A 21888-nucleotide genomic window follows, 5' to 3' on the forward strand; every position below is an offset into this window, starting at 1 on the left:
GCCACCCGACACGTCCACCGGGCGGACGCCCGCGGCTTCGCGACGGTCCGGCGCGTTAGGGTCGTGGCCATGTCCGAATCAGCGCTAGACCTCAGCCTGGACGCCGCGGCGCTGACCGCCCGGCTCGTCGACATCCCGTCCGAGAGCGGCGACGAGAAGGTGATCGCCGACGCCGTGGAGCAGGCGCTCCGCGCCCTCCCGCACCTCACGGTCGACCGCCGGGGCAACAACATCGTGGCCCGCACCGACCTCGGCCGCGCCGAGCGCGTGATCCTCGCCGGCCACCTCGACACCGTCCCGATCGCGGACAACGTGCCCTCCCGGCTCGACGAGGACGGCATGCTCTGGGGCTGCGGCACCACCGACATGAAGTCGGGAGTGGCACTCCAGCTGCGCATCGCGGCCACCGTCACCGCACCCAACCGCGACCTCACCTTCGTCTTCTACGACCAGGAGGAGGTGGCCGCCCACCTCAACGGCCTCGGCCACCTCGCCGACGCCCACCCCGAGTGGCTGGCCGGCGACTTCGCCGTGCTGCTGGAGCCCTCCAACGCCCAGGTCGAGGGCGGCTGCCAGGGCACCCTGCGGGTGCTGCTGAAGACCACCGGCGAGCGCGCCCACTCCGCCCGCAGCTGGATGGGCGCCAACGCGATCCACGCCGCCGGCCCGATCCTGGCCCGGCTCGCCGCCTACGAGCCGCGCATGCCGGTCATCGACGGCCTGGAGTACCACGAGGGCCTGAACGCCGTCCGCATCGAGGGCGGCGTCGCCAACAACGTCATCCCCGACGAGTGCACGGTGACGGTCAACTACCGCTACGCACCCGACCGCACGGAGGCGGAGGCGCTCGCCCACGTCGAGGAGGTGTTCGCGGACTGCGGCGTAGTCGAGTTCGTCGTCGACGACCTCTCCGGCGGCGCGCTGCCCGGCCTGTCGCACCCGGCCGCCCAGGCGTTCATGGAGGCCGTCGGCGGCCGCGCCATGCCGAAGTTCGGCTGGACGGACGTCTCCCGGTTCAGCGGGCTCGGCGTACCGGCGGTCAACTACGGCCCCGGCGACGCGCTGCTCGCCCACAAGCGCGACGAACGCGTGGACACCCGCGCGATCCTGCACTGCGAAGAACGACTCCGCGCCTGGCTGACCTCCTGAATTACCCTCCTTGTCACCCTTGTGTGCCTACCCTGATCCGAACGATCAGCAGGAGGGAGCACATCATGGGCAACTCCGAGAGCGTGCGGCGCAGGCCCGAGGAACAGCAGCTCGGGCCGGTGCTGCGCAGGCGGGGCCAGGTCCAGGCGGGCAGCACGACCGACCAGCGGCTGCTGGACTCGGCGGGTCCCTCCGAGTGGGTGCACACCGATCCCTGGCGGGTGCTGCGCATCCAGTCGGAGTTCATCGAGGGCTTCGGCACCCTGGCCGAGCTGCCGCCCGCCATCAGCGTGTTCGGCTCCGCGCGCACCCCGGCGGGCACGCCGGAGTACGAGGCGGGCGTCCGGATCGGCGGCGCGCTCGTCGAGGCGGGCTTCGCGGTGATCACCGGCGGCGGCCCGGGCGCCATGGAGGCGGCGAACAAGGGGGCCCGCGAGGCCGAGGGCATCTCGGTGGGCCTCGGCATCGAGCTGCCCTTCGAGCAGGGACTCAACCAGCACGTCGATCTCGGGCTGAACTTCCGGTACTTCTTCGTCCGCAAGACGATGTTCGTGAAGTACAGCCAGGGCTTCGTGGTGCTGCCGGGCGGCCTCGGCACGCTGGACGAGCTGTTCGAGGCGCTCACCCTGGTGCAGACCCAGAAGATCACCCGCTTCCCGATCGTGCTCTTCGGCACGGAGTACTGGAGCGGACTGGTCGACTGGCTGCGCAACACCGTGGTCGCCCAGGGCAAGGCCTCGGAGCGCGACCTGTACCTCTTCCACGTCACGGACGACGTGGACGAGGCCATCGCGCTGGTCACCAAGGAGACCGGCCAGTAGGGGCCCGGCGGGCGCCCGTACGGCCTCGTGGAGGCCGGCCGGACGCCCGCTGCCCGTACGGGCGGGCAGGGGGGGCCGCGTACGCGTCCGGGCGGCCCCTCCGCTCAGGCCAGGCCGCGGCGGGCGACGGCCGGCGGCCGGTGCCCGCGGATCGACGCGACCATGTCGAGGATCTGCCGGGTTTCGGCCACCTCGTGCACCCGGTACACCTGCGCGCCCAGCCAGGCGGACACCGCCGTGGTGGCCAGCGTGCCGAGCAGCCGCTCCTTGACCGGCTTGTCGAGGGTTTCGCCGACGAAGTCCTTGTTGGACAGCGACACGAGCACCGGCCAGCCGGTGTCCGCCATCTCGTCGAGCCGGCGGGTGGCCTCCAGCGAATGCCGGGTGTTCTTCCCGAAGTCGTGACCCGGATCGATCATGATCGCGTCCCGCCGCACGCCCAGTCCGGCGGCCCGCTCGGCCAGCCCCACCGTGACCCGCAGGATGTCCGCCATCACGTCGTCGTACTCGGTGCGGTGCGGCCGGGTACGCGGCTCCACCCCGCCCGCGTGCGTGCACACCAGCCCCGCGCCGTACCGGGCGGCGACCTCCGCGAGCTTCGGGTCCACTCCGCCCCACGCGTCGTTCAGCAGGTCGGCGCCCGCCTCGCAGACCGCCTCGCCCACCTCGTGCCGCCAGGTGTCCACGCTGATCACCACGTCCGGGTGGCGGCGCCGCACCTCGGCGACGAAGCCGACCGTACGACGGGCCTCCTCGACCGCGTCGACCTCCTCGCCCGGCCCCGCCTTGACCCCGCCGATGTCGATGATCGCGGCGCCCTCGGCCACCGCCTGCTCGACCCGGTCCAGGGCGGGCTCGTCGCGGAAGGTCGCGCCCTGGTCGTAGAAGGAGTCCGGGGTCCGGTTCACGATCGCCATGATCACCGGCTCGTGGGGCCCGAACTCACGCCTGCCCAGCCGCAGCATCCCCTGTTTCCTCCTCTGATCGTCCGTGAGCGACCTTAACGGGCCGCCTCTGGGGTCGGCGCCGCCGCGGCCGCATGGCACGATCGTGCCGGACAGTCGTCGCGGGCCCACGGGAGTTGGTTGATCGTGTTCTGGTTCTTGCTGATCGCGCTGGTCGTGGTGGTCGCCGCGGTCACGCTCGCGGTGGTGAGCGGCGGTGAGGAAGCCGTACTCCCGGACGCCGAGCCCGAGCAGCCAGCCGACGCCCTGCCCGCACACCGCCCGGTCAACCGGGCCGACCTGGAGTCCCTGCGGCTCCCGGTCGCCGTCCGCGGCTACCGCATGGCCGAGGTCGACGAGGTCCTGGCCCGCCTGGGCGCGGAACTGGCCGAACGCGACGCCCGCATCGACGCCCTGACCACGGGCGGCCCCGGCCTCCGCAAAACCCCGGCCCCCCAGGACCGGCCCCCCGCTCACCCACACGGCGGTCACCTGCCCGGCGGACACCCGTTCAGCCGCCCCGACACCCCGTACGCACCCCCGCAGGACACCCGCCCCGACGACAACCCGTACCGGGACCGCACGGGCGAGCAGCCGTACGACGAGAACCCGTACCGGGACCGCACGGGCGAGCAGCCGTACGATGAGAACCCGTACCGGGACCGCACGGGCGAGGAGCCGGGCCGATGAGCGGCGGTGCGCCGGTCGCCGGGCCGGACGGGCTGCTGCGCTGCCCGTGGGCGCTGGCCACCGAGGACTACGTCGCCTACCACGACGGCGAATGGGGCCGCCCGGTCCACGGCGACGACGCGCTGTACGAGCGGCTCTGCCTGGAGGCCTTCCAGTCAGGCCTGTCCTGGCTGACGATCCTGCGCCGCCGCGAGGGCTTCCGCACCGCCTTCGCCGGCTTCGAGATCGCCGCGGTCGCCGAGTTCGGCCCGTCCGACACCGAACGCCTCCTCGCGGACCCCGGCATCATCCGCAACCGCCTCAAGATCGAGGCCACCCTCGCGAACGCCCGCGAGCTGGCCACCTGGGCACCCGGCGACCTGGACACCCTGATCTGGTCCCACGCCCCGGAGCCCGGCCCCGCCCCGAGGACCATCGCGGACGTCCCCGCCATCACCCCGGAATCCACCGCCCTCTCCAAGGCCCTGAAGAAGTCCGGCATCCGCTTCGTCGGCCCCACCACGGCCTACGCCCTGATGCAGGCCTGCGGCCTGGTCGACGACCACCTGTCGAAGTGCACGTCCCGCGGAGCCGGCTCCGACCCCGCCCCGCACTCCAGCCCCGCCGGCGTTTGAGGCGCGGGGTCCGGGGCGGAGCCCCGGGAAGCGGAGAAGGGGCGGGTGGGGGAACAGCCCCGCAGGGCACCCCCACCCGCTCCCGCCCACCCGTACGAGCGGACTCACCGCCCCAGATACTTCGGCTTCTCCTTCGCCAGGAACGCCGCCACCGCAATCCCGTGGTCCTCGGACGCCCCGGCCACCGTCTGCTGCTCGTCCTCCTTCTCCAGCGCCTCGGACAGGGACGACCCCGCCCCGAACGCCATGGAGGCCTTCAGCGCCGCGTACGCAACCGTCGGGCCCTCCGCAAAACGCCGCGCCACGGCCGCCGCCTCGTCGGCCAGCGCCTCGGCCGCCACCACCCGGTTCACGATCCCCAGCTCCAGCGCCTCCTGCGCCGACACCGACCGCGGGAAGAACAGCAGGTCCGCCGCCCGGCTCTGCCCGATCAGCCGCGGCAGCGTCCACGACACCCCGGAGTCGGCGGTCAGCGCCACCCCGGCGAAGGACGTGTTGAAGGAGGCGGTGTCCGCCACCACCCGGTAGTCCGCGGCGAGCGCGAACCCGAAGCCCGCACCGGCCGCGACCCCGTTCACCCCCGCCACCACCGGCTTCGGCATCTCGGTGATCGCCCGCACGATCGGGTTGTAGTGCTCGCTCACCGTGCTCAGCGCGTTCCCGGAACCGGACTCCCGCGCCGCGGCCAGCGCCCCGATGTGCTCCTTGAGGTCCTGGCCCACGCAGAACGCCCGCCCGGTCGCCGTGAGCAGCACCGCGCGCACCGCGTCGTCGCCGCCGGCCTCCCGGAGGGCGTCCCGGAGCGCGGCCTTCGCGTCGTTGTTGAGCGCGTTCATCGCGTCGGGACGGTTGAGCGTGATGGTGGCGAGCCCGTCGGTCACTTCGTAGAGCACGGTGTCGGCCATGGCAGGTGGTGTCCCCTCCGTCGCGGACCCGGCCAGCGATCGGTACTGGCCGGTACAGGGTCAGCATGGCGGACGGCGGGGGGCCCGGACATGTGACATGCGTCAAAGAATCCGTACGCCGAGCCGCGGGTGTGGCGGCGAAGTATCGCAGGCGGATCCCCGAAATGAGTGGTTTTGACTGAGCGCGTTGCGCAAGCGTTCCCGGCCGATGTTGGTCATCGGGTCCTGACATGCGGGATAATGGCCTGGAAGCAATGTGTTCGATGCCGGGTTCCAGGCGCCTGAATGGGGCCGTCGGCTGACGATGAGCTGGTTTCAGGAAGGGGAACGAGCATGGCGGCCATGAAGCCGCGGACGGGCGACGGCCCGCTCGAGGTCACCAAGGAGGGGCGGGGCATCGTCATGCGCGTACCGCTCGAAGGCGGCGGTCGGCTCGTAGTCGAACTGACCCCGGACGAGGCCGGTGCCCTCGCCGACGCACTCAAGAACGTCGTCGGCTGACGCACCACCCTGCACAAGGATTTCCGCGATGCCCCGACCCGCCAGGGTCGGGGCATCGCTGCGTTCGGAAGCCCGTACGTACGGACAGGTCCTAGCGCCGCACCGCGCACAGCAGCCCGTCGCCCACCGGCAGCAGGGCCGCCTGCAGTGCCGGGCTCTCCCGGACGGCGCGCAGCAGCTCCCGGACCCGCAGGACCTCCACCGGCTGGGCGGCGGAGTCGACGGTCCGGCCGTCCGCGAAGACGCCCTCGAAGCACACCAGGCCCCCGGGCCGCAGCAGGCGCAACGATTCAGCGAGGTAGTCGAGGGACTCGGTCGGGTCGCCGTCGCAGAACACGAGGTCGTACCCGCCGTCCGCGAGCCGCGGCAGGACGTCCAGGGCGCGGCCGGGGATGAAGCGGGCCCGGTTCCCGGCGAAGCCGGCGGCCCGGAAGGCCTGGCGGGCGAAGGCCTGCCGGTCGGGCTCGGGGTCGACGGTGGTGAGCACCCCGTCCGGGCGCATCCCGTGCAGCAGGTGGATGCCGGAGACGCCGGTGCCGGTGCCGATCTCGGCGACCGCCTTCGCGTCGGCGGTGGCGGCGAGCAGGCGCAGCGCGGCGCCGGTGCCGGGGGACACCGGGCGCAGGCCCGTTTCCCTCGCCCGGTCGCGGGCCCACCGCAGAGCGTCGTCCTCGGCGACAAACGCGTCGGCGAACGCCCAGCTCGTCTGCCGGTTGCCGGTAATGACCCTCTCCTGTCCCCATAGTTGGCGCAACGGTGACTGTATCCGCTGGGCGCGGGAACCCGCAGATGGGACCGGGCGTTGAAGAGGACAAGAGGGGCCGATAGGGATCACCGGACTCGGAGGACCGCCCTCTTTATGCAAAGTTAACGCAAAGAAGCTTATCCAGAGCTGACGGACGGGGTGGCTATGGTAGGGGCTCCACTGGACACCACCAGAGCCGATAGGGGAGGTGCGGCTGCGCCTGTGGATCGTGGGGGCGTGATCAGACGCCTCTTCAGGTCGGCGGGTGAGCCGAAATCCGTGACTGACACTGCTGACCGTTTCCACACCACCGCCACCGCAACCACCGCGACCTTTGCCGCAGATGCGGGCACGCAGGCGTGGACCCCTCCCTCATGGGAGGACATCGTCAGCACGCACAGTGCGCGGGTCTACCGTCTCGCCTATCGCCTCACGGGCAACCAGCACGACGCCGAGGACCTCACGCAGGAGGTCTTCGTCCGCGTCTTCCGCTCGCTGTCCACCTACACCCCGGGCACGTTCGAGGGCTGGCTGCACCGGATCACCACGAACCTGTTCCTCGACATGGTCCGCCGCAAGCAGCGGATCCGCTTCGACGCGCTTGCCGAGGACGCGGCCGAGCGGCTGCCGAGCCGGGAGCCGTCGCCCCAGCAGGTGCTGCACGACACGCACTTCGACGCGGACGTGCAGCAGGCGCTGGACACCCTGGCGCCGGAGTTCCGGGCCGCGGTCGTGCTCTGCGACATCGAAGGCCTGTCGTACGAGGAGATCGCCGCGACCCTCGGCGTGAAGCTGGGGACCGTGCGCAGCCGTATCCACCGAGGCCGTTCCCACCTGCGCAAGGCGCTCAAGCACCGGTCTCCCCAGGCCCGGGCCGAGCAGCGGGCGCTGGCGGGGGTGGCCGTGGGAGGAGAGGGCGGACGCGAGTGAGCGGAGTCAGTCCGTCACCGGCGGAGCAGCACCTGGGGGACCGGCTTGCCGCGCTGGTGGACGGCGAGCTGGGCCATGACGCGCGCGAGCGGGTGCTCGCGCATCTGGCGACGTGTGCGCGGTGCAAGGCGGAGGCCGATGCGCAGCGGCAGCTGAAGAGCATGTTCGTGCAGTCGGCTCAGCCGGCGCCGTCCGAGGGGCTGCTCGCGCGGCTCCAGGGGCTGCCGGGCGGGGATCCCTTCTCCGTGCCGGAGTATCTGCCGGCGGAGGGGTTCCGGATACACGAGGTGGCGCGGCCGGCTGCGCGGGGGCGGCGGTTCGCCTTCGCCGCTGCCGGGGCCGTGTCCCTTGCCGCTATCGCGCTGGGTGGGGCGCTGCCGTTGGATTCGGCGATCGATCCCAATGCGCGGGGGGAGGGCGGGGCTTCCGTCACCCCCGCGACCCGGTCCGGTACGGGTGCCGGGTCCGGTGTCCTCTCGGTCACCGAGGCGGGCTTCCGCACCGTTCCCCTCCCGTCGGCCGTCACCCTCGCCGGCATCGCGGTAACCCACACCCCGGCCCCCAGCGGCCTCCCCCCGGTGAAAACCCCCACCACCCGCTGATCGCCGGACGGGCGGATGCCGCCTCTTGCGGGGTCGGCCACGCGGAGCGGGGTCCCCTTTGCAGGGGCTCCGCCCCCACACCCCCGGTCCTCAATCGCCGGACGGGCTCGATTGGCCCCCAGGCCCGGACCTTGCCTGCAGGCTGGATGCTCCGCGGCAACTTCCGGCCTCGCCGCCGCCCTCGGCCCGGCGGAGCTGGAATCGGCCCGGCCTCGGCCGGCCCCGGTCCGGCTCAAGCAGCGGCGGGCGGCGGAAGCCGGTGAGGTGGTGGGCTGACTTTCTGGCGGGCGGCCTGGTTGAATCGGCTGCCGGAGTGCCCGGCAGGGCACGGAGCAGGAGTGGCGGGGAGTGGAGATGAACGACGGCCGGCCGAGGGAATCGGCGGACGGAGCGGCCGGTCCCACCTGGTGGAGCCGCCCCACCACCCCGGACCCGGCCCCCACCGCCCCCGCGGAACGGCCCCCCGCCGGCCCGACCTGGTGGAGCCGCCCCGCCGAACAGGCCGCCGTCCCGGCGACACCCGCACCCCCCGCCCCCGCCCCCCGCCACGACCCCTGGGCCGCCCCCCTCCAGCTCGCCGACCCCCCGCGCAAGCGGCGCCGCAACCCGGCCCTTCTCACCACCGCCGTCCTGCTCGCGCTCGTCGCCGGCGCGGTCGGCGGCGGCATCGGGGTGTACGTCGAGCAGACCGGCACCACCACCCTCGAACTCGACAGCTCCGACGAGGCGGGGGAGCGCGCACCCCGCAACGGGGTGGCGGCGATCGCCGCCCGAGCCCTGCCCGGCGTGGTCACCCTGCACGTACAGGGCGGCGGCGGCACCGGCACCGGCACCGGCTTCGTGCTCGACGGCAAGGGCCACATCCTCACCAACAACCACGTCGTGGACAGCGCGGTGAAGGCCGGCCGCATAACGGTCTCCTTCAGCGGCGGCGAGACCGCGAGCGCCCGCATCGTCGGCCGCGACGCCGGCTACGACCTGGCAGTCGTCAAGGTCGAGGGCGTCCGCGGCCTGCGCCCCCTGCCGCTCGGCAACTCCGACGCCGTGCACGTCGGCGACCCGGTCGTCGCCATCGGCGCCCCCTTCGAGCTGTCGAACACCGTCACCGCCGGCATCATCAGCGCCAAGGAACGCCCCATCACCGCCGGCGGCAAGGCCGAGGACGGCAGCGACATCAGCTACGTCGACGCCCTCCAGACCGACGCCCCCATCAACCCCGGCAACTCCGGCGGCCCGCTCCTCGACTCCCACGGCCGCGTCATCGGCATCAACAGCGCCATCCGCTCCGCCGACGACGGCTCGGGCGACGGGGACGACGACGAGGGCGACGGCGGCCGCCAGGCCGGCAGCATCGGCCTCGGCTTCGCCATCCCGATCAACCAGGGCCGCCGGGTCGCCCAGGAGCTCATCGACAAGGGCAAGGCCACCCACCCCGTCATCGGCGTCACTCTCGACATGGACTACAACGGCGACGGCGCCCGCGTCGGCACCGAGGAGAGCTCGGACGGCAAGCCGCCCGTCACCCCCGGCGGCCCCGCCGCCAAGGCGGGCATCCGCCCCGGGGACGTCATCACCAAGGTCGACGGCACCCGGGTGCACGCCCCCGAGGAACTCATCATCAAGATCCGCGCCCAGCGCCCCGGCGACCCGCTCACCCTGACGGTCGTCCGCGGCGGCCGGGAGCGGACCGTGAAGCTGGTCCTCGGCTCGGCCAACGGATCATGACGGGCGGGTGAATCCCGTCATCGGGCGCCCGGGAGGTACCGAGGGGTCACGGGCGCCGGGTACCGTTGACCGGGCTTGCAATGACGGAACCGAGGAGCGGCCAGGTGTTCAACGACATAGGCGGACTGGAGCTGCTGACGCTCGTCGTCCTCGCCGTGCTCATCTTCGGCCCGGACAAGCTCCCCAAGGTGGTCCAGGACGTCTCCCGCTTCATCCGCAAGATCCGGGAGTTCTCGGACAGCGCCAAGCACGACATCCGCTCCGAACTCGGCCCGGACTTCAAGGACTTCGAGTTCGAGGACCTGAACCCGAAGACCTTCCTCCGCAAGCAGCTCACCGATAACGACGACCTGCGCGAGATCCGCAGCAGCCTCGACCTCCGCAAGGAGATGAACGAGGTCGCGGACGCGGTCAACGGCACCGAGCCCGAGCCCGGCCCGCAGTCCGCGGCCGCCCCCGACCTGCTGAAGAAGGCCGCTCCGCCGGCCGCCGCCGAGCGCACCCGCTTCGACATCGACGCCACCTGATTTCGCCACCTTCCGGGCATGCCGGGGTGAGATGGCTATCCTCCATCTGTCCGGATCCAGGACGCCCGAGGGGGGCGGGCCACTCCGGACCCCATGGAACGAGAGGCGGCCGGACTGATGGAGACGACGAGCCGGGTAGGCGTACAGCAGGGACTGCAGCCGGTCATCGCACCGGACGCGCCGGCCGGGACGCCCGTACAGGCACCGGTGCACACGCCCGCGCAGGCACCCGACGGGGCCCCGCCGCAGGACGCGGCCGCGCCGGCCCCCGCATCCCCACCCGGGCATCCCGGGCCCGAAGAGGAACCTGCGCAGCCGGGACCGGAGGCCGGCGCGGACGCCGCGCCGGCCGTCCCGGCGGCCCGCCGCACCGCTGACGGCTACCTGCGGGCCGGCTTCCCCTGGTACGGCCTCGACGAGGCCTTCACGGGCCCCCGCTGGCTGATGCAGGTCGGCACCGCGGCCGACGGCACCGTCGAGCACGGCTCGGTGGGCCACGGCGACGAGCCGACCGTACGCAGCGAGGCGACCGGCGCCGCCGAACGCGAGCGGTTCGCCGTCGTCATCACCGTGGCGAGCAACCCGAACCGGCGCAGCGGCGACGGGACCGGGGTGCTGGAGGCCACGTCGGTGTCGTCCGCCGCCTGGCTGGCCGGATCGGGGCTGCTGGGCTTCACCTGGCCCGGGCAGATGGACCACAGCCTGCGGAGCAGCTGGCTGGACCAGCAGACGGAAACCGCCTGGGAACTGGCCGACGACCTCGACGGGCCGGACTGGTCCTCGCTGTCGCTGCCGGTGGACGGGGTGCCGACGCCGTTCCACTACCGCGAGTCCGAGTTCGGCTGGGTGCTGGCCGGCTCGACGTCATCGGGCGTGCACCTGGGGGCGTACGGGCGGGGCATGAGCGCGTACGGGCTGGCCTTCAGCGAGGTGAAGGACGTCGCGGCGTACGAGTAGCCGCGGCCGGCCGGACGACGGACGGGGTGCCGCTCGGCGGCACCCCGTCCGTTTTTCAGAACTTGTTGCGCGGCGTGATGCCCAGGGAGAGGCCCGAGAGGCCGCGCTGGCGGCCGCCGAGCTTGCCGGCGATCGCGCGCAGGGCCGAGCCGGCGGGGGAGTCCGGGTCCGCGAGGACGACCGGCTCGCCGTTGTCCCCGCCCTCGCGCAGCCGCACGTCGATCGGGATCTGGCCGAGCACCGGCACGGTGGCACCGGTGGTCTTCGTCAGGCCGTCCGCGACCAGCTGACCGCCGCCGGTGCCGAACACGTCGACCATCTCGTCGCAGTGCGGGCAGGGCAGCCCGGACATGTTCTCGACCACGCCGACGATCTTCTGGTGGGTCTGCACCGCGATCGAACCGGCCCGCTCGGCGACCTCGGCCGCCGCCTGCTGCGGGGTGGTCACCACGAGGATCTCGGCGTTCGGCACCAGCTGCGCCACCGAGATCGCGATGTCACCGGTGCCCGGCGGCAGGTCCAGCAGCAGTACGTCCAGGTCGCCCCAGAACACGTCCGCCAGGAACTGCTGGAGTGCCCGGTGCAGCATCGGGCCGCGCCACACCACCGGCGCGTTGCCCGGGGTGAACATGCCGATGGAGATCACCTTCACGCCGTTCGCGGACGGCGGCATGATCATGTTCTCGACCTGGGTGGGCTTGCCGTCCACACCCAGCATCCGCGGCACGCTGTGGCCGTAGATGTCCGCGTCCACGACGCCGACCTTCAGCCCGTCCGCGGCCATCGCCGCGGCCAGGTTCACCGTCACCGACGACTTGCCGACGCCGCCCTTGCCGGACGCCACCGCGTACACCCGGGTCAGCGACCCCGGCTTCGCGAACGGCACCTCGCGCTCGGCCGTGCCGCCGCGCAGCGACGTCGCGAGCTCCTTGCGCTGCTCGTCGCTCATCACGTCCAGGGTCACCTCGACGGAGGTGACGCCGGCGACCTTCAGGGCCGCCTCGCGGACGTTCTTCGTGATGGTCTCGCGCATCGGGCAGCCCGACACCGTGAGGTAGACCGTGACGGCGACCGCGCCGCCCTCGCCGATCTCGACCGATTTGACCATGCCGAGCTCGGTGATCGGCCGGTTGATCTCGGGGTCGTTGACCGTTGCCAGCGCGTCCAGGATCGCGTCCTGATCGGGCACGGCGGCAGAGGGTGTGTCGGTAGCCATGTCCCCGATGGTACGGCCCGGTAGCACGCGCCGGGAAAGCCCGTCAGCGGTCGCCTTCGTCACTCTCGTGCGGGAACAGCCGCCGCTCGTCCATCTCCTTGATCAGGTCCTGGAACTCCGAGCGGATCCAGTCCCGCGTCGCCACCTCGCCCAGGCCCATCCGCAGCGCCGCGATCTCCCGCGTCAGGTACTCGGTGTCCGCGATGGACCGCTCGTTCTGCTTGCGGTCCTGCTCCAGGTTGACCCGGTCCCGGTCGTCCTGCCGGTTCTGCGCGAGCAGGATCAGCGGGGCCGCGTACGAGGCCTGCAGCGACAGCGCCAGGGTCAGGAAGATGAACGGGTACTCGTCGAACCGCAGCGCCGACGGCGCGAAGATGTTCCACAGCACCCACACGATGATGACCAGCGTCATCCAGACGATGAACCGGCCCGTGCCCAGGAACCGCGCGATCCGCTCCGACGTCCGCCCGAACGCCTCCGGGTCGTACTCGGGCAGCAGCTTCTGCCGCGGCGCCTTCGGCAGGTCCAGCCGCACCCGCGACCGCGACAGCGCGCTCGACCCGGTCGACCCCGCCTTCGCCCGCTCCGCGCGTTCCGACCGCTCGGACCGGTCGGCCCGCTCCCGGGCCCGCTCGGCCAGCTCCTCCAGCCGGTCCGCCAGCCCGTGCTCGCGCGCCTTCTCACGTGCCTTCTCGCGGGACCTCTCCCGCCCCGGCTCGCGCCGGCTGCGCTCAGTGCCCACCGACGCCCTCCTCGGCGTGGAAGCCCGTCTCCCGCCAGTCCTCCGGCAGCAGGTGGTCGAGTACGTCGTCCACGGTCACCGCGCCCAGCAGCGAACCGCTCTCGTCGACGACCGGCACCGCCACCATGTTGTACGCGGCGAGATAGCTGGTCACCGAGGCCAGCGAGGCCTCCGGCCGCAGCGGCCGCAGGTCCGTGTCCACGATCGAGCTGACCAGCGTGAACGGAGGATCGCGCAGCAGCCGCTGGAAGTGCACCGTGCCCAGGTACTTGCCGGTCGGCGTCTCGTCCGGCGGCCGGCACACGTACACCTGCGCCGCCAGAGCCGGCGACAGGTCCGACTGCCGGACCCGGGCCAGCGCGTCCGCGACCGTCGCGTCCGGGCGCAGCACGATCGGCTCGGTCGTCATCAGACCGCCCGCGGTGCGCTCCTCGTACGACAGCAGCCGCCGCACGTCGGCCGCGTCGTCCGGCTGCATCAGCGTCAGCAGCCGTTCCTGGTCGTCCTCGGGCAGCTCGGAGAGCAGGTCGGCCGCGTCGTCCGGGTCCATCGCCTCCAGGACGTCGGCCGCGCGCTCCTCCTTCAGCTTGCCGATGATCTCGATCTGGTCGTCCTCGGGCAGCTCCTCCAGGACGTCCGCGAGCCGGTCGTCGTCGAGGGCGTTGGCCACCTCGGCGCGCCGCTTGGGCGTCAGGTGGTGCAGCACGTTCGCCAGGTCGGCGGCCCGCAGCTGCTCGAAGGTCGCCACCAGGTTCTCGGCGCCCTGCCCGTGCTCCTCCAGCGAGAAGCCGGTCACCGCCGACCACTCGACGGTCAGGGTCTCGCCGCGGCGGCGCAGCGCCCCGCCCTTGCCCTTGCGCACGAAGATCCGGTCGATCTCCCAGTCGCGGCGGGCCGGCAGCTGCTGGATGGCCACGTCCAGGACGGTGACCTCCTCGCCGCCGTCGACCAGGTGCACCCGTCGGTCCAGCAGCTCCCCGAGCACCAGCCGCTCGGTCGGGCGCTGCTCGAAGCGGCGCATGTTGACGACACCGGTGGTGATGACCTGCCCCGACTCGACGCCCGTCACCCGGGTCATCGGCACGAAGATCCGGCGCCGGCTGACCACCTCGACGACCAGGCCCAGCAGCCGCGGCGGCCGCCCGCCCACCCGCAGCATCGCGACCAGGTCCCGGACCCGGCCGACCTGGTCCCCGGCGGGGTCGAAGACGGGCACTCCGGCCAGGTGCGAGACGAAGATCCGGGGGGCGCCTCCTGCCATCCGTGCGCCTCCTCGTGAACCGTTTCGCCTGGTACGGCTCTCAGGCTAGCCCGTGCCCCGGCGCTCCGCGCTGGTGGGGCAGCCGCCCGGGGCACCCGGCGCCCCGGCCCGGCGCGGCGTGCGGCGCACCTGGGTCCCGGACGCGGGGCTACGCCCGGGTACGCTGCCTGCTGCACCGAGCCCAGACGAGAGGCGGCCCGCCCGTGATCGTGTTCCCCCCGGCCGTCCGGCTCCGCCGGGCCGCCGTCGTCGGCGCGCTGTGCGCCGGCCTGGCCGTGGCGGCCACCGGCTGCGGGGAGGACCCCGACAAGGGCACCAACGGGGTGGGCAAGCTGGCCGCAGACGCCATCGAAGCGAAGGCCCGCTCGGCGGCCACCGAAGCGGACGCGGTACGGCTGTCCGGCACGGTCGTCAGCGGCGGGAAGTCCTTCACCCTCGACATGCGGCTCAAGGCGGACGGCGGCGCGGGCCGCGTGAAGGCCAGCGGGAGCACCTTCGAGCTGCTCCGGGTCGGCGAGGAGTTGTACCTGAAGGCCGACGCCGAGTTCTGGGGCCGCAAGCCGGCCGACGCCACCGGCTCGCCCGCCCCGACGCCCTCCGGCACGGCGGACGGCGCGGACGGCGAGGCCGCCGCCGACAAGCTCGGCGACAAGTACGTCAAGGTCCCGGCCGGTGACCCCTCCTACAAGCAGCTGCGCGGCTTCACAGAGATGGACGTCCTGCTCGACGGACTGCTCGGGCTGAACGGCAAGCTGGAGAAGGGCGCGTACCGGAAGGTCGGCAGCGTTCGGACCATCGAGATCACCGCCGACAAGGGCGCCGGCGGCCGCCTCGACGTCTCCCTGATCGGCACGCCGTTCCCGCTGCGCCTGGAGCGGGCCGGCGGCGCCGGGATCATGGAGCTGGCCGACTGGGACAAGCCGTTCACGCTGACCGCCCCGCCGAAGGACGAGACCCTCGACTACGGCTCCCAGCTCCCGTCCCGGGGCTGAGCCGGCGGGGGAGCGGGCGGAGTCAGCCCTTCTTCGCCCGCTTGCGCTTGAGGAGGAGCTTCGGGAGGGCCGCCGGGACCGGCCGCCGGGTGACGGCGGGCGACGGCAGCGGGGCCGCGGCCAGCGAGCCCTCCGGCAGGGCGGCCGCCACGGCCACCGGCTCCAGGCGCAGCAGCCGGCACTCGCGGGCCCAGCGCGCGGTCATCTCCTCCGAGTCGGGCGCGTTCAGCCGCTTGCCCTTCAGCTCGGCGGCCGCCGTCTCCCAGGCCTCCGACGCCGGGGCCAGCTCCGTCACCGACGCCGTCCAGGCGACCAGCCGGCCGCCCTTGTCCTTGCTGCGGACCGTCACCTCAGCGGTGCCGCCGTCCGAGAGCCCCGGGAACGGCTGCTCGCCCGGCCCGTCGCCCAGCACGTGCACCGCCCCGTCCACCCAGGCGTGCCACAGTGCCCGGTCGGGTCCGCTGCCGCGGACCCAGACGAGACCGGACTTCTTCGCGGCCTCCTCGACGAGGGCCAGTTCGAGCGTGCTGAGTGTCATGCGCACAGACTAGACGGGGCGCGGGTCCCGTCCGGGCGGGGGAGCGGACGGATCCCGCTACAGCCAGCCGTTGCGGCGCAGGGCGCGGTGGATGGTGAAGCAGATGCCGACGATGGCGCCCATCACCATGGGGTAGCCGTACTTCCAGTGGAGCTCCGGCATGTGGTCGAAGTTCATCCCGTACACGCCGCAGATCATGGTGGGGACGGCGATGATGCCGGCCCAGGAGGTGATCTTGCGCATGTCCTCGTTCTGCGCGACGGTCGCCTGCGCCAGGTTCGCCTGGAGGATCGAGTTCAGCAGCTCGTCGAAGCCGACGACCTGCTCGTGCACCCGTGCCAGGTGGTCGGCGACGTCGCGGAAGTACTTCTGGATGGCCGGGTCGACCAGTCGCATCGGCCGCTCGCTGAGCAGCTCCAGAGGCCGCTGGAGCGGGGCCACCGCCCGCTTGAACTCCAGCACCTCGCGCTTGAGCTGGTAGATGCGGCCCGCGTCCACCCCGCGCGGGCTGCCCTTGGCGGGGGCGGCGAACACCGCGCTCTCCACCTCGTCGATGTCGTCCTGCACGGCCGCGGCGACCGCGATGTACCCGTCGACGACGTGGTCGGCGAGCGAGTGCAGCACCGCCGAGGGGCCCTTCGCGAGCAGTTCGGGGTCGTCCTGCAGCCGGTGGCGCAGTGCGCGCAGCGAGCCCTGGCCGCCGTGCCGGACCGTGATGACGAAGTCCCGGCCGGTGAAGCACATCACCTCGCCGGTCTCCACGACCTCGCTGGTGGCGGTCAGTTCGGCGTGCTCGACGTAGTGGATCGTCTTGAACACCGTGAACAGGGTGTCGTCGTAGCGCTCCAGCTTCGGCCGCTGGTGGGCGTGCACCGCGTCCTCGACGGCCAGCGGGTGGAGGCCGAACTCCTTCGCGATGCCGGCGAATTCGGCCTCGGTGGGCTCGTGCAGGCCGATCCACACGAACCCGCCGTCCTCGCGGACCCGGCGCATCGACTCGCGCGGGGACAGGCACTCCCCGGGCAGCCGGCGGCCGCCGCGGTACACGGCGCAGTCCACGACGGCACTGCTCGCCGAGGGGTCGCGGGTCGGGTCGTACAGGCTGTGCGCCGGGCTGGGCTTGCGCAGGGACGGGCGTACGGCTGCGCGCAGGTCACGGATCATCGACATGGCAGGCTCCTTCGTGCGGCCGCGACCGCACGGACGGGAGACCTCCGGCCCGCTGCGGGCAGGCGGAAGGCACAGGACGGGAGGAAAAGTGCTGCCGTCGCTCTTCACCGAAGCGGGATGCCGTCACGGGAGACGGAACCGGACGACCGTGGTCACGGCCGGGCGGAAGGGGTCAGACCGGAAGGCAGGACCCCGCCGAAGAGCGGTTGGTACTGCACGATCGACTTCGGTCCATCGCAGACCCCACCTCCTCCGGCCGGTCCCCCGTAGGGGATGTCCTTGGGTCGGGGCGCGGAACTGGCTCTTCTGCACGCTGCCCTGACCGGCGGTCAACACTATCAGCCGACAGATGGTCAAGACGGGCCCTTTACCCGGCGGATAGCAGTTCTATGCTCACCGCATGGCAGAAGTTCTCGCTCTGGTAGAAGCCCGGCTGCGCACCGCGCTCGGCGAACCCGATGCACGCGCGGCGGTCACCTTCCTCGGCACCGACCGCATCGAGGTGCTCCGCTTCACCGAGGGGGAGGTGGTGCGGTACGCCACCCTCGGCATGTCCGGGCAGCCGATGGCGGACCCGACGGCCATGGTGGCCGACCCGCTGCGCGGCCCGCGGGCCGAACTCGTGCTGTCGGTCCGGGCGGGCGCCGCCGACACCGACAAGGTGCTCCGGGCACTGGCGGTGCTCGCCGCCTCGCCGCAGGTCGAGGGCCTGGTGGTGGCCCCGGGCGCCTCGCTGGACGTCGGGGAACCGCTGTGGCCGGGCGCGCCGTTCACGTCCGTGCTGGTCGCCGAGCCGGGCGGGCTGGTCGAGGACCTGGAGCTGGACGAGCCGCTGGAGCCGGTGCGGTTCCTGCCGCTGCTGCCGATGACGCCGAACGAGGCGGCCTGGAAGCGGGTGCACGGCGCGGCGGCGCTCCAGGAGCGGTGGCTGGCCCGCGGCACGGACCTCCGCGACCCCCTGCGGGCGTCGGTCGCGCTGGACTGACCGCGGCCACGGCGGGTACGCATGGCATCCGGACGGGTGATCGTGTCTTGACGGGGCGGCGGCTGGGGAGGAGCGTGGGCAGTTATGAGGGGTGAACCGACTTGCCCTAAGTGCGGTGGCCGGGTCAGGGCGCCCGGTCTTTTCGCCGATACCTGGCAGTGCGCCGTCCACGGCGCCGTGCAACCGCTGCAACCGGTCATCCCGCCGAGTGTCGAAGGCCTCGGGGTGGTCGTGAACCGGGCGCAGGTGCCGGTGTGGATGCCGTGGCCGCTGCCGGTCGGGTGGCTGTTCACCGGGGTGGCGTGCGCGGGAGACGACCGCAGCGGCGGGCGGGCCACGGCCGTCGCCTGCTCCGGGCCGGGGCCGCTCGGCGGCATGGGCGAGCTGGTGCTGGTGGCGGAGGAGCTGGGGGTGGGGCTGGGGGCGCGGTACGCCGGTATCGACGGGCCGGATCCCGGGCCGCGGATCAACGTGTCCGCGCCGCCGCACGCGAAGGTCGTGGCGGCCGGGCGTCCCACTCCGCTGTGGCACGTCACGGGGACGCCCGAGGACCGGGCGGTCTTCGTCGGCGAGGCGCGGGGCCTGTGGCTGTGGGCCGTCGTCTGGCCGGAGCAGTCCGGCCTCCTCATGTACGACGAGCTCGTCCTCACCGACCTCCGCGACGCCGGCGCCGAACTCGACCTCGTCCCCTGCGGCGCCCTCACCCCCCGCATCCTCTCCTCGGACTGACCCCGCGGGGCGCGGGCCGGGCCCCGGGAGGGGCGGGCGCGCGGGGTATCATGGGGCGTCCCCTTTCCGTCCGTAGTCACATGGAGCGCCGTGCGTATCGATCTGCACGCCCACTCCACCGCCTCGGACGGTACGGACAGCCCCGCCGAGCTGGTCAGGAACGCGGCTGCCGCGGGACTGGACGTCGTCGCGATCACCGATCACGACACGGTCCGGGGCCACGCGGAGGCGGTCGCCGCACTGCCCGCCGGTCTCACCCTGGTCACCGGCGCCGAGCTGTCCTGCCGCCTCGACGGCGTCGGGCTGCACATGCTCGCGTACCTCTTCGACCCCGAGGAGCCCGCGTTCGCGCGCGAGCGGGAGCTGGTCCGCGACGACCGCGTCCCCCGGGCCCGCGCCATGGTCGGCAAGCTCCAGGCCCTCGGCGTGCCGGTCACCTGGGAGCAGGTGGCCCGCATCGCGGGCGACGGCTCCGTCGGCCGCCCGCACATCGCCACCGCCCTCGTCGAGCTCGGCGTCGTGAAGACCGTCTCCGACGCCTTCACCACCGAGTGGCTCGCCGACGGCGGCCGCGCCTACGCGGAGAAGCACGAGCTCGACCCGTTCGAGGCGATCCGCCTGGTCAAGGCGGCCGGCGGAGTCGCGGTCTTCGCGCACCCCGGCGCCGCCAAGCGCGGGCAGACCGTCCCGGAGAGCGCGATAGCCGAGCTGGCGGCGGCCGGACTCGACGGCATCGAGGTGGACCACATGGACCACGACGACGCCACCCGCGCCCGCCTGCACGCCCTCGCCGCCGAACTCGGACTGCTGACCACCGGCTCCAGCGACTACCACGGCAGCCGCAAGACCTGCCGGCTCGGCGAGTTCACCACCGACCCCGAGATCTACGGCGAGATCACCCGCCGTGCCTTCGGGGCGTTCCCGGTGCCGGGCGCCGGCGGACTCCACAGCGCCTGACGGGCCCCCTCCACACCCCACCGGCCGGCCGCACGACGCCGCCCGGTCCCCGCAGGTGCTTCCGCGCGCCCTTTCCGCGTACTTCGTACACCTCTTCCTGCAAGGCCATCACTGTGTTCGACTTTGCCGTTTTCGGATCCCTCTTTCTCACGCTTTTTGTGATTATGGACCCCCCGGGGATCACCCCGATCTTCCTCGCGCTCACCTCGGGCCGCCCCGTCAAGGTGCAGCGCCGGATGGCCTGGCAGGCCGTCTGCGTGGCCTTCGGCGTGATCGCCGTGTTCGGTCTCTGCGGTCAGCAGATCCTGGACTACCTGCACGTGTCGGTGCCGGCGCTGATGATCGCGGGCGGTCTGCTGCTCCTGCTGATCGCGCTCGACCTGCTCACCGGCAAGACGGACGAGCCCAAGCAGACCAAGGACGTCAACGTCGCCCTCGTCCCGCTGGGCATGCCCCTGCTGGCCGGTCCGGGTGCGATCGTCTCGGTGATCCTCGCCGTCCAGAAGGCCGACGGGTTCGGCGGCCAGCTGTCGGTGTGGACGGCGATCGCCGCCATGCACGTGGTGCTGTGGCTCGTGATGCGCTACTCGCTGGTGATCATCCGGGTCATCAAGGACGGCGGCGTGGTCCTCGTGACCCGGCTCGCCGGCATGATGCTGTCCGCGATCGCGGTCCAGCAGATCATCAACGGTGTGCTCCAGGTGGTCCGCGGCGCCTGACCCCGCGCCCGCCGGCCCCCGCGCACGCGAACGCCCCCGCACCGGAAGGTGCGGGGGCGTTGCACGTGTGGGTGTGTCGGTCCCGCCGGTCAGGAGGACGCGGACTCGGCCGGTCGGATGAGGATGCGCTGGCCGATCGCGGCGGCCTGCTGCACGATCCGGTTGACGGAGGCGGCGTCCACGACGGTGCTGTCCACGGCGGTCCCGTCGACGTCGTCCAGGCGCAGAATCTCGAAGCGCACGGCTTCTCCCTTCGTCTGTGTACTCCTTGCACACGGTCCAACGAGGTGTAGGGGACAAACATTCCCTACGCTAAGGAAATTTTTTCACTGGCTAAATATTAGCCGGTCTCGCGGACCTTATGCGTGACGTCCGTCACATTCGCCCATCCTAGGGAACCGTCGCCACATCCGCCCCTCGACCGGAGCAACGCCGGACGGGGGCGCGGGGCGCCCGGGGGAGGTGCCGTCAGCCGCCCGAAACGGCCGACCAGAAGGCGTGCAGGGCCGCAGCAGTGGCCTCCGGGGCCTCTGCGTTGGGGGAGTGCTCGGCGCCCGGGACGACCGTACGGGCCGCCGACAGGCGCGCCGCCATGTCATCCATTCGAGTGACCGGCCAGGCGTAGTCCACCTCGCCGGACAGCACGTGGACGGGGAGCCGCGGAGCGGCGGCGAGCAGCGCGTCGATCCGGTCCGGCTCGGATACCAGCGCCCGGCCGGTCGCGATCAGCTGCTCGGGCACGGTGGCCAGCCAGCGGTCCCGCAGGAAGGCGGCGAGCGCCGGCGCGTCGGGGACCGCGTCCTCCGGATCCATGGCCCGTATCGCCTGCCAGATGCCCGGCATGTCGCCGCCGGTCGACTCCAGCGCCGCGACCAGCAGCTTCGTACGGGGCTGCTGGTCCTCGGCGATGGCGCCGGGGCCGCTGCTCATCAGGGTCAGGCTGGCGAACGCGCCGGGCTCGCGGACCACCGCGGCCCGGGCCACCAGTCCGCCGAAGGAGTGCCCGACCAGGTGCACCGGCCCGCCGTCGGCCACCGCCGCCGCCTGCGCCAGCACGTCCCGGGCCAGCTCGTCGAGGGCGTACGCGGACTCGTCGCGCGGGCCCTCGCTCTCGTGCTGCCCGCGGCCGTCGACGGCCACCACCCGCCGGCCCGCGGCGGCCAGCGGCTCCAGGAGGCCGATGAAGTCCTCCTTGCTGCCCGTGAACCCCGGCACGAGCAGCACGGTGCCAGGCAGCACGGCCGGCCCGGCCTCGTGGACGGCGAACTCCCCGCGCGCGGTGCGCAGACGGTACGCACGGGCGCACGGAGGCAGGGTCAGACGCGGCGGCTTGCTCATACCGCACAACCTACCGGCCCGTAACACGCCGCAGGCCCGGCCCCCCGACGAGCGGGGAACCGGGCCTGCGGGCCGTGCTGTGCCTACGCCTCCGGGGCCTCGGCGGCCTTGCGGGTGCGCGTGCGGCGGCG

25 protein-coding genes are annotated in these 21888 nt (G+C 72.8%); 15 read left to right on the forward strand and 10 right to left on the reverse strand.

What is annotated here, in order from left to right; translation table 11 throughout:
* Positions 1-69 precede the first annotated feature (69 nt).
* Both dapE and LG634_RS19085 read left to right on the forward strand, forming a co-directional pair.
* Complete coding sequence (dapE, locus tag LG634_RS19080; RefSeq protein WP_226735077.1) at positions 70-1149, forward strand: succinyl-diaminopimelate desuccinylase; 1080 nt, start codon at positions 70-72, stop codon at positions 1147-1149.
* A gap of 65 nt (positions 1150-1214) precedes the next feature.
* Complete coding sequence (locus LG634_RS19085) at positions 1215-1970, forward strand: LOG family protein (RefSeq protein WP_226735078.1); 756 nt, start codon at positions 1215-1217, stop codon at positions 1968-1970.
* Positions 1971-2074: 104 nt separating this feature from the next.
* Here LG634_RS19085 and folP read toward each other — a convergent pair whose 3' ends face one another.
* A complete protein-coding gene (gene folP, locus LG634_RS19090; RefSeq protein ID WP_226735079.1) occupies positions 2075-2935 on the reverse strand; it encodes a dihydropteroate synthase in 861 nt (286 codons plus the stop codon).
* Positions 2936-3061: 126 nt separating this feature from the next.
* Here folP and LG634_RS38475 point away from each other — a divergent pair, with 126 nt between their 5' ends.
* Together LG634_RS38475 and LG634_RS19100 are read left to right on the forward strand one after the other, a co-directional pair.
* Positions 3062-3604, forward strand: a complete 543-nt coding sequence (locus tag LG634_RS38475; protein WP_372482455.1) for a DivIVA domain-containing protein — start codon at positions 3062-3064, stop codon at positions 3602-3604.
* Positions 3601-4218, forward strand: a complete 618-nt coding sequence (locus LG634_RS19100; protein WP_226735080.1) for a DNA-3-methyladenine glycosylase I — start codon at positions 3601-3603, stop codon at positions 4216-4218. The genes LG634_RS38475 and LG634_RS19100 overlap by 4 nt, the downstream gene beginning before the upstream one ends.
* A gap of 104 nt (positions 4219-4322) precedes the next feature.
* Here the strand turns inward: LG634_RS19100 and chcB are convergent, their stop codons facing one another.
* Positions 4323-5123 carry a 2-cyclohexenylcarbonyl CoA isomerase gene (gene chcB / locus LG634_RS19105; protein WP_226735081.1) on the reverse strand — a complete coding sequence of 267 codons (801 nt, stop codon included), beginning with the start codon at positions 5121-5123 and terminating at the stop codon, positions 4323-4325.
* Between the two features lie 333 nt (positions 5124-5456).
* Between chcB and LG634_RS19110 the strand changes: the two genes are divergently transcribed.
* Positions 5457-5624 (forward strand): DUF3117 domain-containing protein, encoded by a 168-nt coding sequence (locus LG634_RS19110; RefSeq protein WP_226735082.1) that lies wholly within the window; start codon positions 5457-5459, stop codon positions 5622-5624.
* Between the two features lie 91 nt (positions 5625-5715).
* Here the strand turns inward: LG634_RS19110 and LG634_RS19115 are convergent, their stop codons facing one another.
* Positions 5716-6378: an O-methyltransferase gene (locus LG634_RS19115; protein WP_226735083.1), complete on the reverse strand. Its 663-nt coding sequence runs from the start codon at positions 6376-6378 to the stop codon at positions 5716-5718.
* Between the two features lie 156 nt (positions 6379-6534).
* Between LG634_RS19115 and sigE the strand changes: the two genes are divergently transcribed.
* The 5 genes from sigE to LG634_RS19140 all read left to right on the forward strand — a co-directional run bounded on the left by sigE (position 6535) and on the right by LG634_RS19140 (position 11110).
* Positions 6535-7299: an RNA polymerase sigma factor SigE gene (gene sigE, locus LG634_RS19120; protein WP_226735084.1), complete on the forward strand. Its 765-nt coding sequence runs from the start codon at positions 6535-6537 to the stop codon at positions 7297-7299.
* Positions 7296-7901 (forward strand): anti-sigma factor family protein, encoded by a 606-nt coding sequence (locus LG634_RS19125; RefSeq protein ID WP_226735085.1) that lies wholly within the window; start codon positions 7296-7298, stop codon positions 7899-7901. Before sigE ends, LG634_RS19125 begins: the two co-directional genes overlap by 4 nt.
* Before the next feature lie 354 nt (positions 7902-8255).
* Positions 8256-9626 carry a S1C family serine protease gene (locus LG634_RS19130; protein ID WP_226735102.1) on the forward strand — a complete coding sequence of 457 codons (1371 nt, stop codon included), beginning with the start codon at positions 8256-8258 and terminating at the stop codon, positions 9624-9626.
* A gap of 104 nt (positions 9627-9730) precedes the next feature.
* Positions 9731-10153 (forward strand): sec-independent translocase, encoded by a 423-nt coding sequence (locus LG634_RS19135; protein ID WP_226735103.1) that lies wholly within the window; start codon positions 9731-9733, stop codon positions 10151-10153.
* A 207-nt stretch (positions 10154-10360) separates the two neighbouring features.
* The gene (locus LG634_RS19140; protein ID WP_372482456.1) at positions 10361-11110 is read left to right on the forward strand and encodes a hypothetical protein; all 750 of its coding nucleotides are present in this window, start codon (positions 10361-10363) and stop codon (positions 11108-11110) included.
* 55 nt (positions 11111-11165) lie between these two features.
* Here LG634_RS19140 and LG634_RS19145 read toward each other — a convergent pair whose 3' ends face one another.
* The 3 genes from LG634_RS19145 to LG634_RS19155 all read right to left on the reverse strand — a co-directional run bounded on the left by LG634_RS19145 (position 11166) and on the right by LG634_RS19155 (position 14329).
* The gene (locus tag LG634_RS19145; RefSeq protein WP_264203307.1) at positions 11166-12326 is read right to left on the reverse strand and encodes an Mrp/NBP35 family ATP-binding protein; all 1161 of its coding nucleotides are present in this window, start codon (positions 12324-12326) and stop codon (positions 11166-11168) included.
* Between the two features lie 43 nt (positions 12327-12369).
* Positions 12370-12966, reverse strand: coding sequence for a DUF1003 domain-containing protein (locus tag LG634_RS19150; RefSeq protein ID WP_372482457.1), 597 nt, complete (start codon positions 12964-12966; stop codon positions 12370-12372).
* A gap of 91 nt (positions 12967-13057) precedes the next feature.
* Entirely contained in the window at positions 13058-14329 is a 1272-nt protein-coding gene (locus tag LG634_RS19155) for a magnesium transporter MgtE N-terminal domain-containing protein (protein ID WP_226735086.1), read from the reverse strand.
* Between the two features lie 203 nt (positions 14330-14532).
* Here LG634_RS19155 and LG634_RS19160 point away from each other — a divergent pair, with 203 nt between their 5' ends.
* Complete coding sequence (locus LG634_RS19160) at positions 14533-15321, forward strand: hypothetical protein (protein WP_226735087.1); 789 nt, start codon at positions 14533-14535, stop codon at positions 15319-15321.
* Positions 15322-15343: 22 nt separating this feature from the next.
* Here LG634_RS19160 and LG634_RS19165 read toward each other — a convergent pair whose 3' ends face one another.
* Positions 15344-15859, reverse strand: coding sequence for a hypothetical protein (locus LG634_RS19165; RefSeq protein WP_226735088.1), 516 nt, complete (start codon positions 15857-15859; stop codon positions 15344-15346).
* 57 nt (positions 15860-15916) lie between these two features.
* Positions 15917-17029, reverse strand: a complete 1113-nt coding sequence (locus LG634_RS19170) for a magnesium and cobalt transport protein CorA (protein WP_226735089.1) — start codon at positions 17027-17029, stop codon at positions 15917-15919.
* Between the two features lie 400 nt (positions 17030-17429).
* Between LG634_RS19170 and LG634_RS19175 the strand changes: the two genes are divergently transcribed.
* The 4 genes from LG634_RS19175 (at position 17430) to LG634_RS19190 (ending at position 20419) form a co-directional block, all read left to right on the forward strand.
* Complete coding sequence (locus LG634_RS19175) at positions 17430-18014, forward strand: suppressor of fused domain protein (RefSeq protein WP_226735090.1); 585 nt, start codon at positions 17430-17432, stop codon at positions 18012-18014.
* Between the two features lie 84 nt (positions 18015-18098).
* Positions 18099-18743, forward strand: a complete 645-nt coding sequence (locus LG634_RS19180) for a DUF6758 family protein (protein WP_226735091.1) — start codon at positions 18099-18101, stop codon at positions 18741-18743.
* 90 nt (positions 18744-18833) lie between these two features.
* Positions 18834-19700 (forward strand): PHP domain-containing protein, encoded by an 867-nt coding sequence (locus tag LG634_RS19185; RefSeq protein WP_226735092.1) that lies wholly within the window; start codon positions 18834-18836, stop codon positions 19698-19700.
* A gap of 113 nt (positions 19701-19813) precedes the next feature.
* On the forward strand, positions 19814-20419 hold the full coding sequence (locus LG634_RS19190; RefSeq protein ID WP_226735093.1) for a MarC family protein: 606 nt from the start codon (positions 19814-19816) through the stop codon (positions 20417-20419).
* A gap of 89 nt (positions 20420-20508) precedes the next feature.
* Here the strand turns inward: LG634_RS19190 and LG634_RS19195 are convergent, their stop codons facing one another.
* Positions 20509-20661 carry a DUF8834 family protein gene (locus LG634_RS19195; RefSeq protein ID WP_007266367.1) on the reverse strand — a complete coding sequence of 51 codons (153 nt, stop codon included), beginning with the start codon at positions 20659-20661 and terminating at the stop codon, positions 20509-20511.
* Positions 20662-20887: 226 nt separating this feature from the next.
* Positions 20888-21757 carry an alpha/beta fold hydrolase gene (locus LG634_RS19200; protein WP_226735094.1) on the reverse strand — a complete coding sequence of 290 codons (870 nt, stop codon included), beginning with the start codon at positions 21755-21757 and terminating at the stop codon, positions 20888-20890.
* Positions 21758-21888: the final 131 nt, after the last annotated feature.

Source organism: Streptomyces bambusae (assembly GCF_020532645.1).
In the GTDB taxonomy this organism is placed as follows: Bacteria; Actinomycetota; Actinomycetes; order Streptomycetales; family Streptomycetaceae; genus Streptomyces; species Streptomyces bambusae.

Bases quoted from the DNA above. Each gene is read 5' to 3' on its own strand.
- dapE (WP_226735077.1), top strand. From the start codon at position 70: ATGTCCGAATCAGCGCTAGACCTCAGCCTGGACGCCGCGGCGCTGACC.
- LG634_RS19085 (WP_226735078.1), top strand. From the start codon at position 1,215: ATGGGCAACTCCGAGAGCGTGCGGCGCAGGCCCGAGGAACAGCAGCTC.
- folP (WP_226735079.1), bottom strand. From the start codon at position 2,935: ATGCTGCGGCTGGGCAGGCGTGAGTTCGGGCCCCACGAGCCGGTGATC.
- LG634_RS19100 (WP_226735080.1), top strand. From the start codon at position 3,601: ATGAGCGGCGGTGCGCCGGTCGCCGGGCCGGACGGGCTGCTGCGCTGC.
- chcB (WP_226735081.1), bottom strand. From the start codon at position 5,123: ATGGCCGACACCGTGCTCTACGAAGTGACCGACGGGCTCGCCACCATC.
- LG634_RS19110 (WP_226735082.1), top strand. From the start codon at position 5,457: ATGGCGGCCATGAAGCCGCGGACGGGCGACGGCCCGCTCGAGGTCACC.
- sigE (WP_226735084.1), top strand. From the start codon at position 6,535: ATGGTAGGGGCTCCACTGGACACCACCAGAGCCGATAGGGGAGGTGCG.
- LG634_RS19130 (WP_226735102.1), top strand. From the start codon at position 8,256: ATGAACGACGGCCGGCCGAGGGAATCGGCGGACGGAGCGGCCGGTCCC.
- LG634_RS19145 (WP_264203307.1), bottom strand. From the start codon at position 12,326: ATGGCTACCGACACACCCTCTGCCGCCGTGCCCGATCAGGACGCGATC.
- LG634_RS19155 (WP_226735086.1), bottom strand. From the start codon at position 14,329: ATGGCAGGAGGCGCCCCCCGGATCTTCGTCTCGCACCTGGCCGGAGTG.
- LG634_RS19165 (WP_226735088.1), bottom strand. From the start codon at position 15,859: ATGACACTCAGCACGCTCGAACTGGCCCTCGTCGAGGAGGCCGCGAAG.
- LG634_RS19170 (WP_226735089.1), bottom strand. From the start codon at position 17,029: ATGTCGATGATCCGTGACCTGCGCGCAGCCGTACGCCCGTCCCTGCGC.
- LG634_RS19175 (WP_226735090.1), top strand. From the start codon at position 17,430: ATGGCAGAAGTTCTCGCTCTGGTAGAAGCCCGGCTGCGCACCGCGCTC.
- LG634_RS19180 (WP_226735091.1), top strand. From the start codon at position 18,099: ATGAGGGGTGAACCGACTTGCCCTAAGTGCGGTGGCCGGGTCAGGGCG.
- LG634_RS19200 (WP_226735094.1), bottom strand. From the start codon at position 21,757: ATGAGCAAGCCGCCGCGTCTGACCCTGCCTCCGTGCGCCCGTGCGTAC.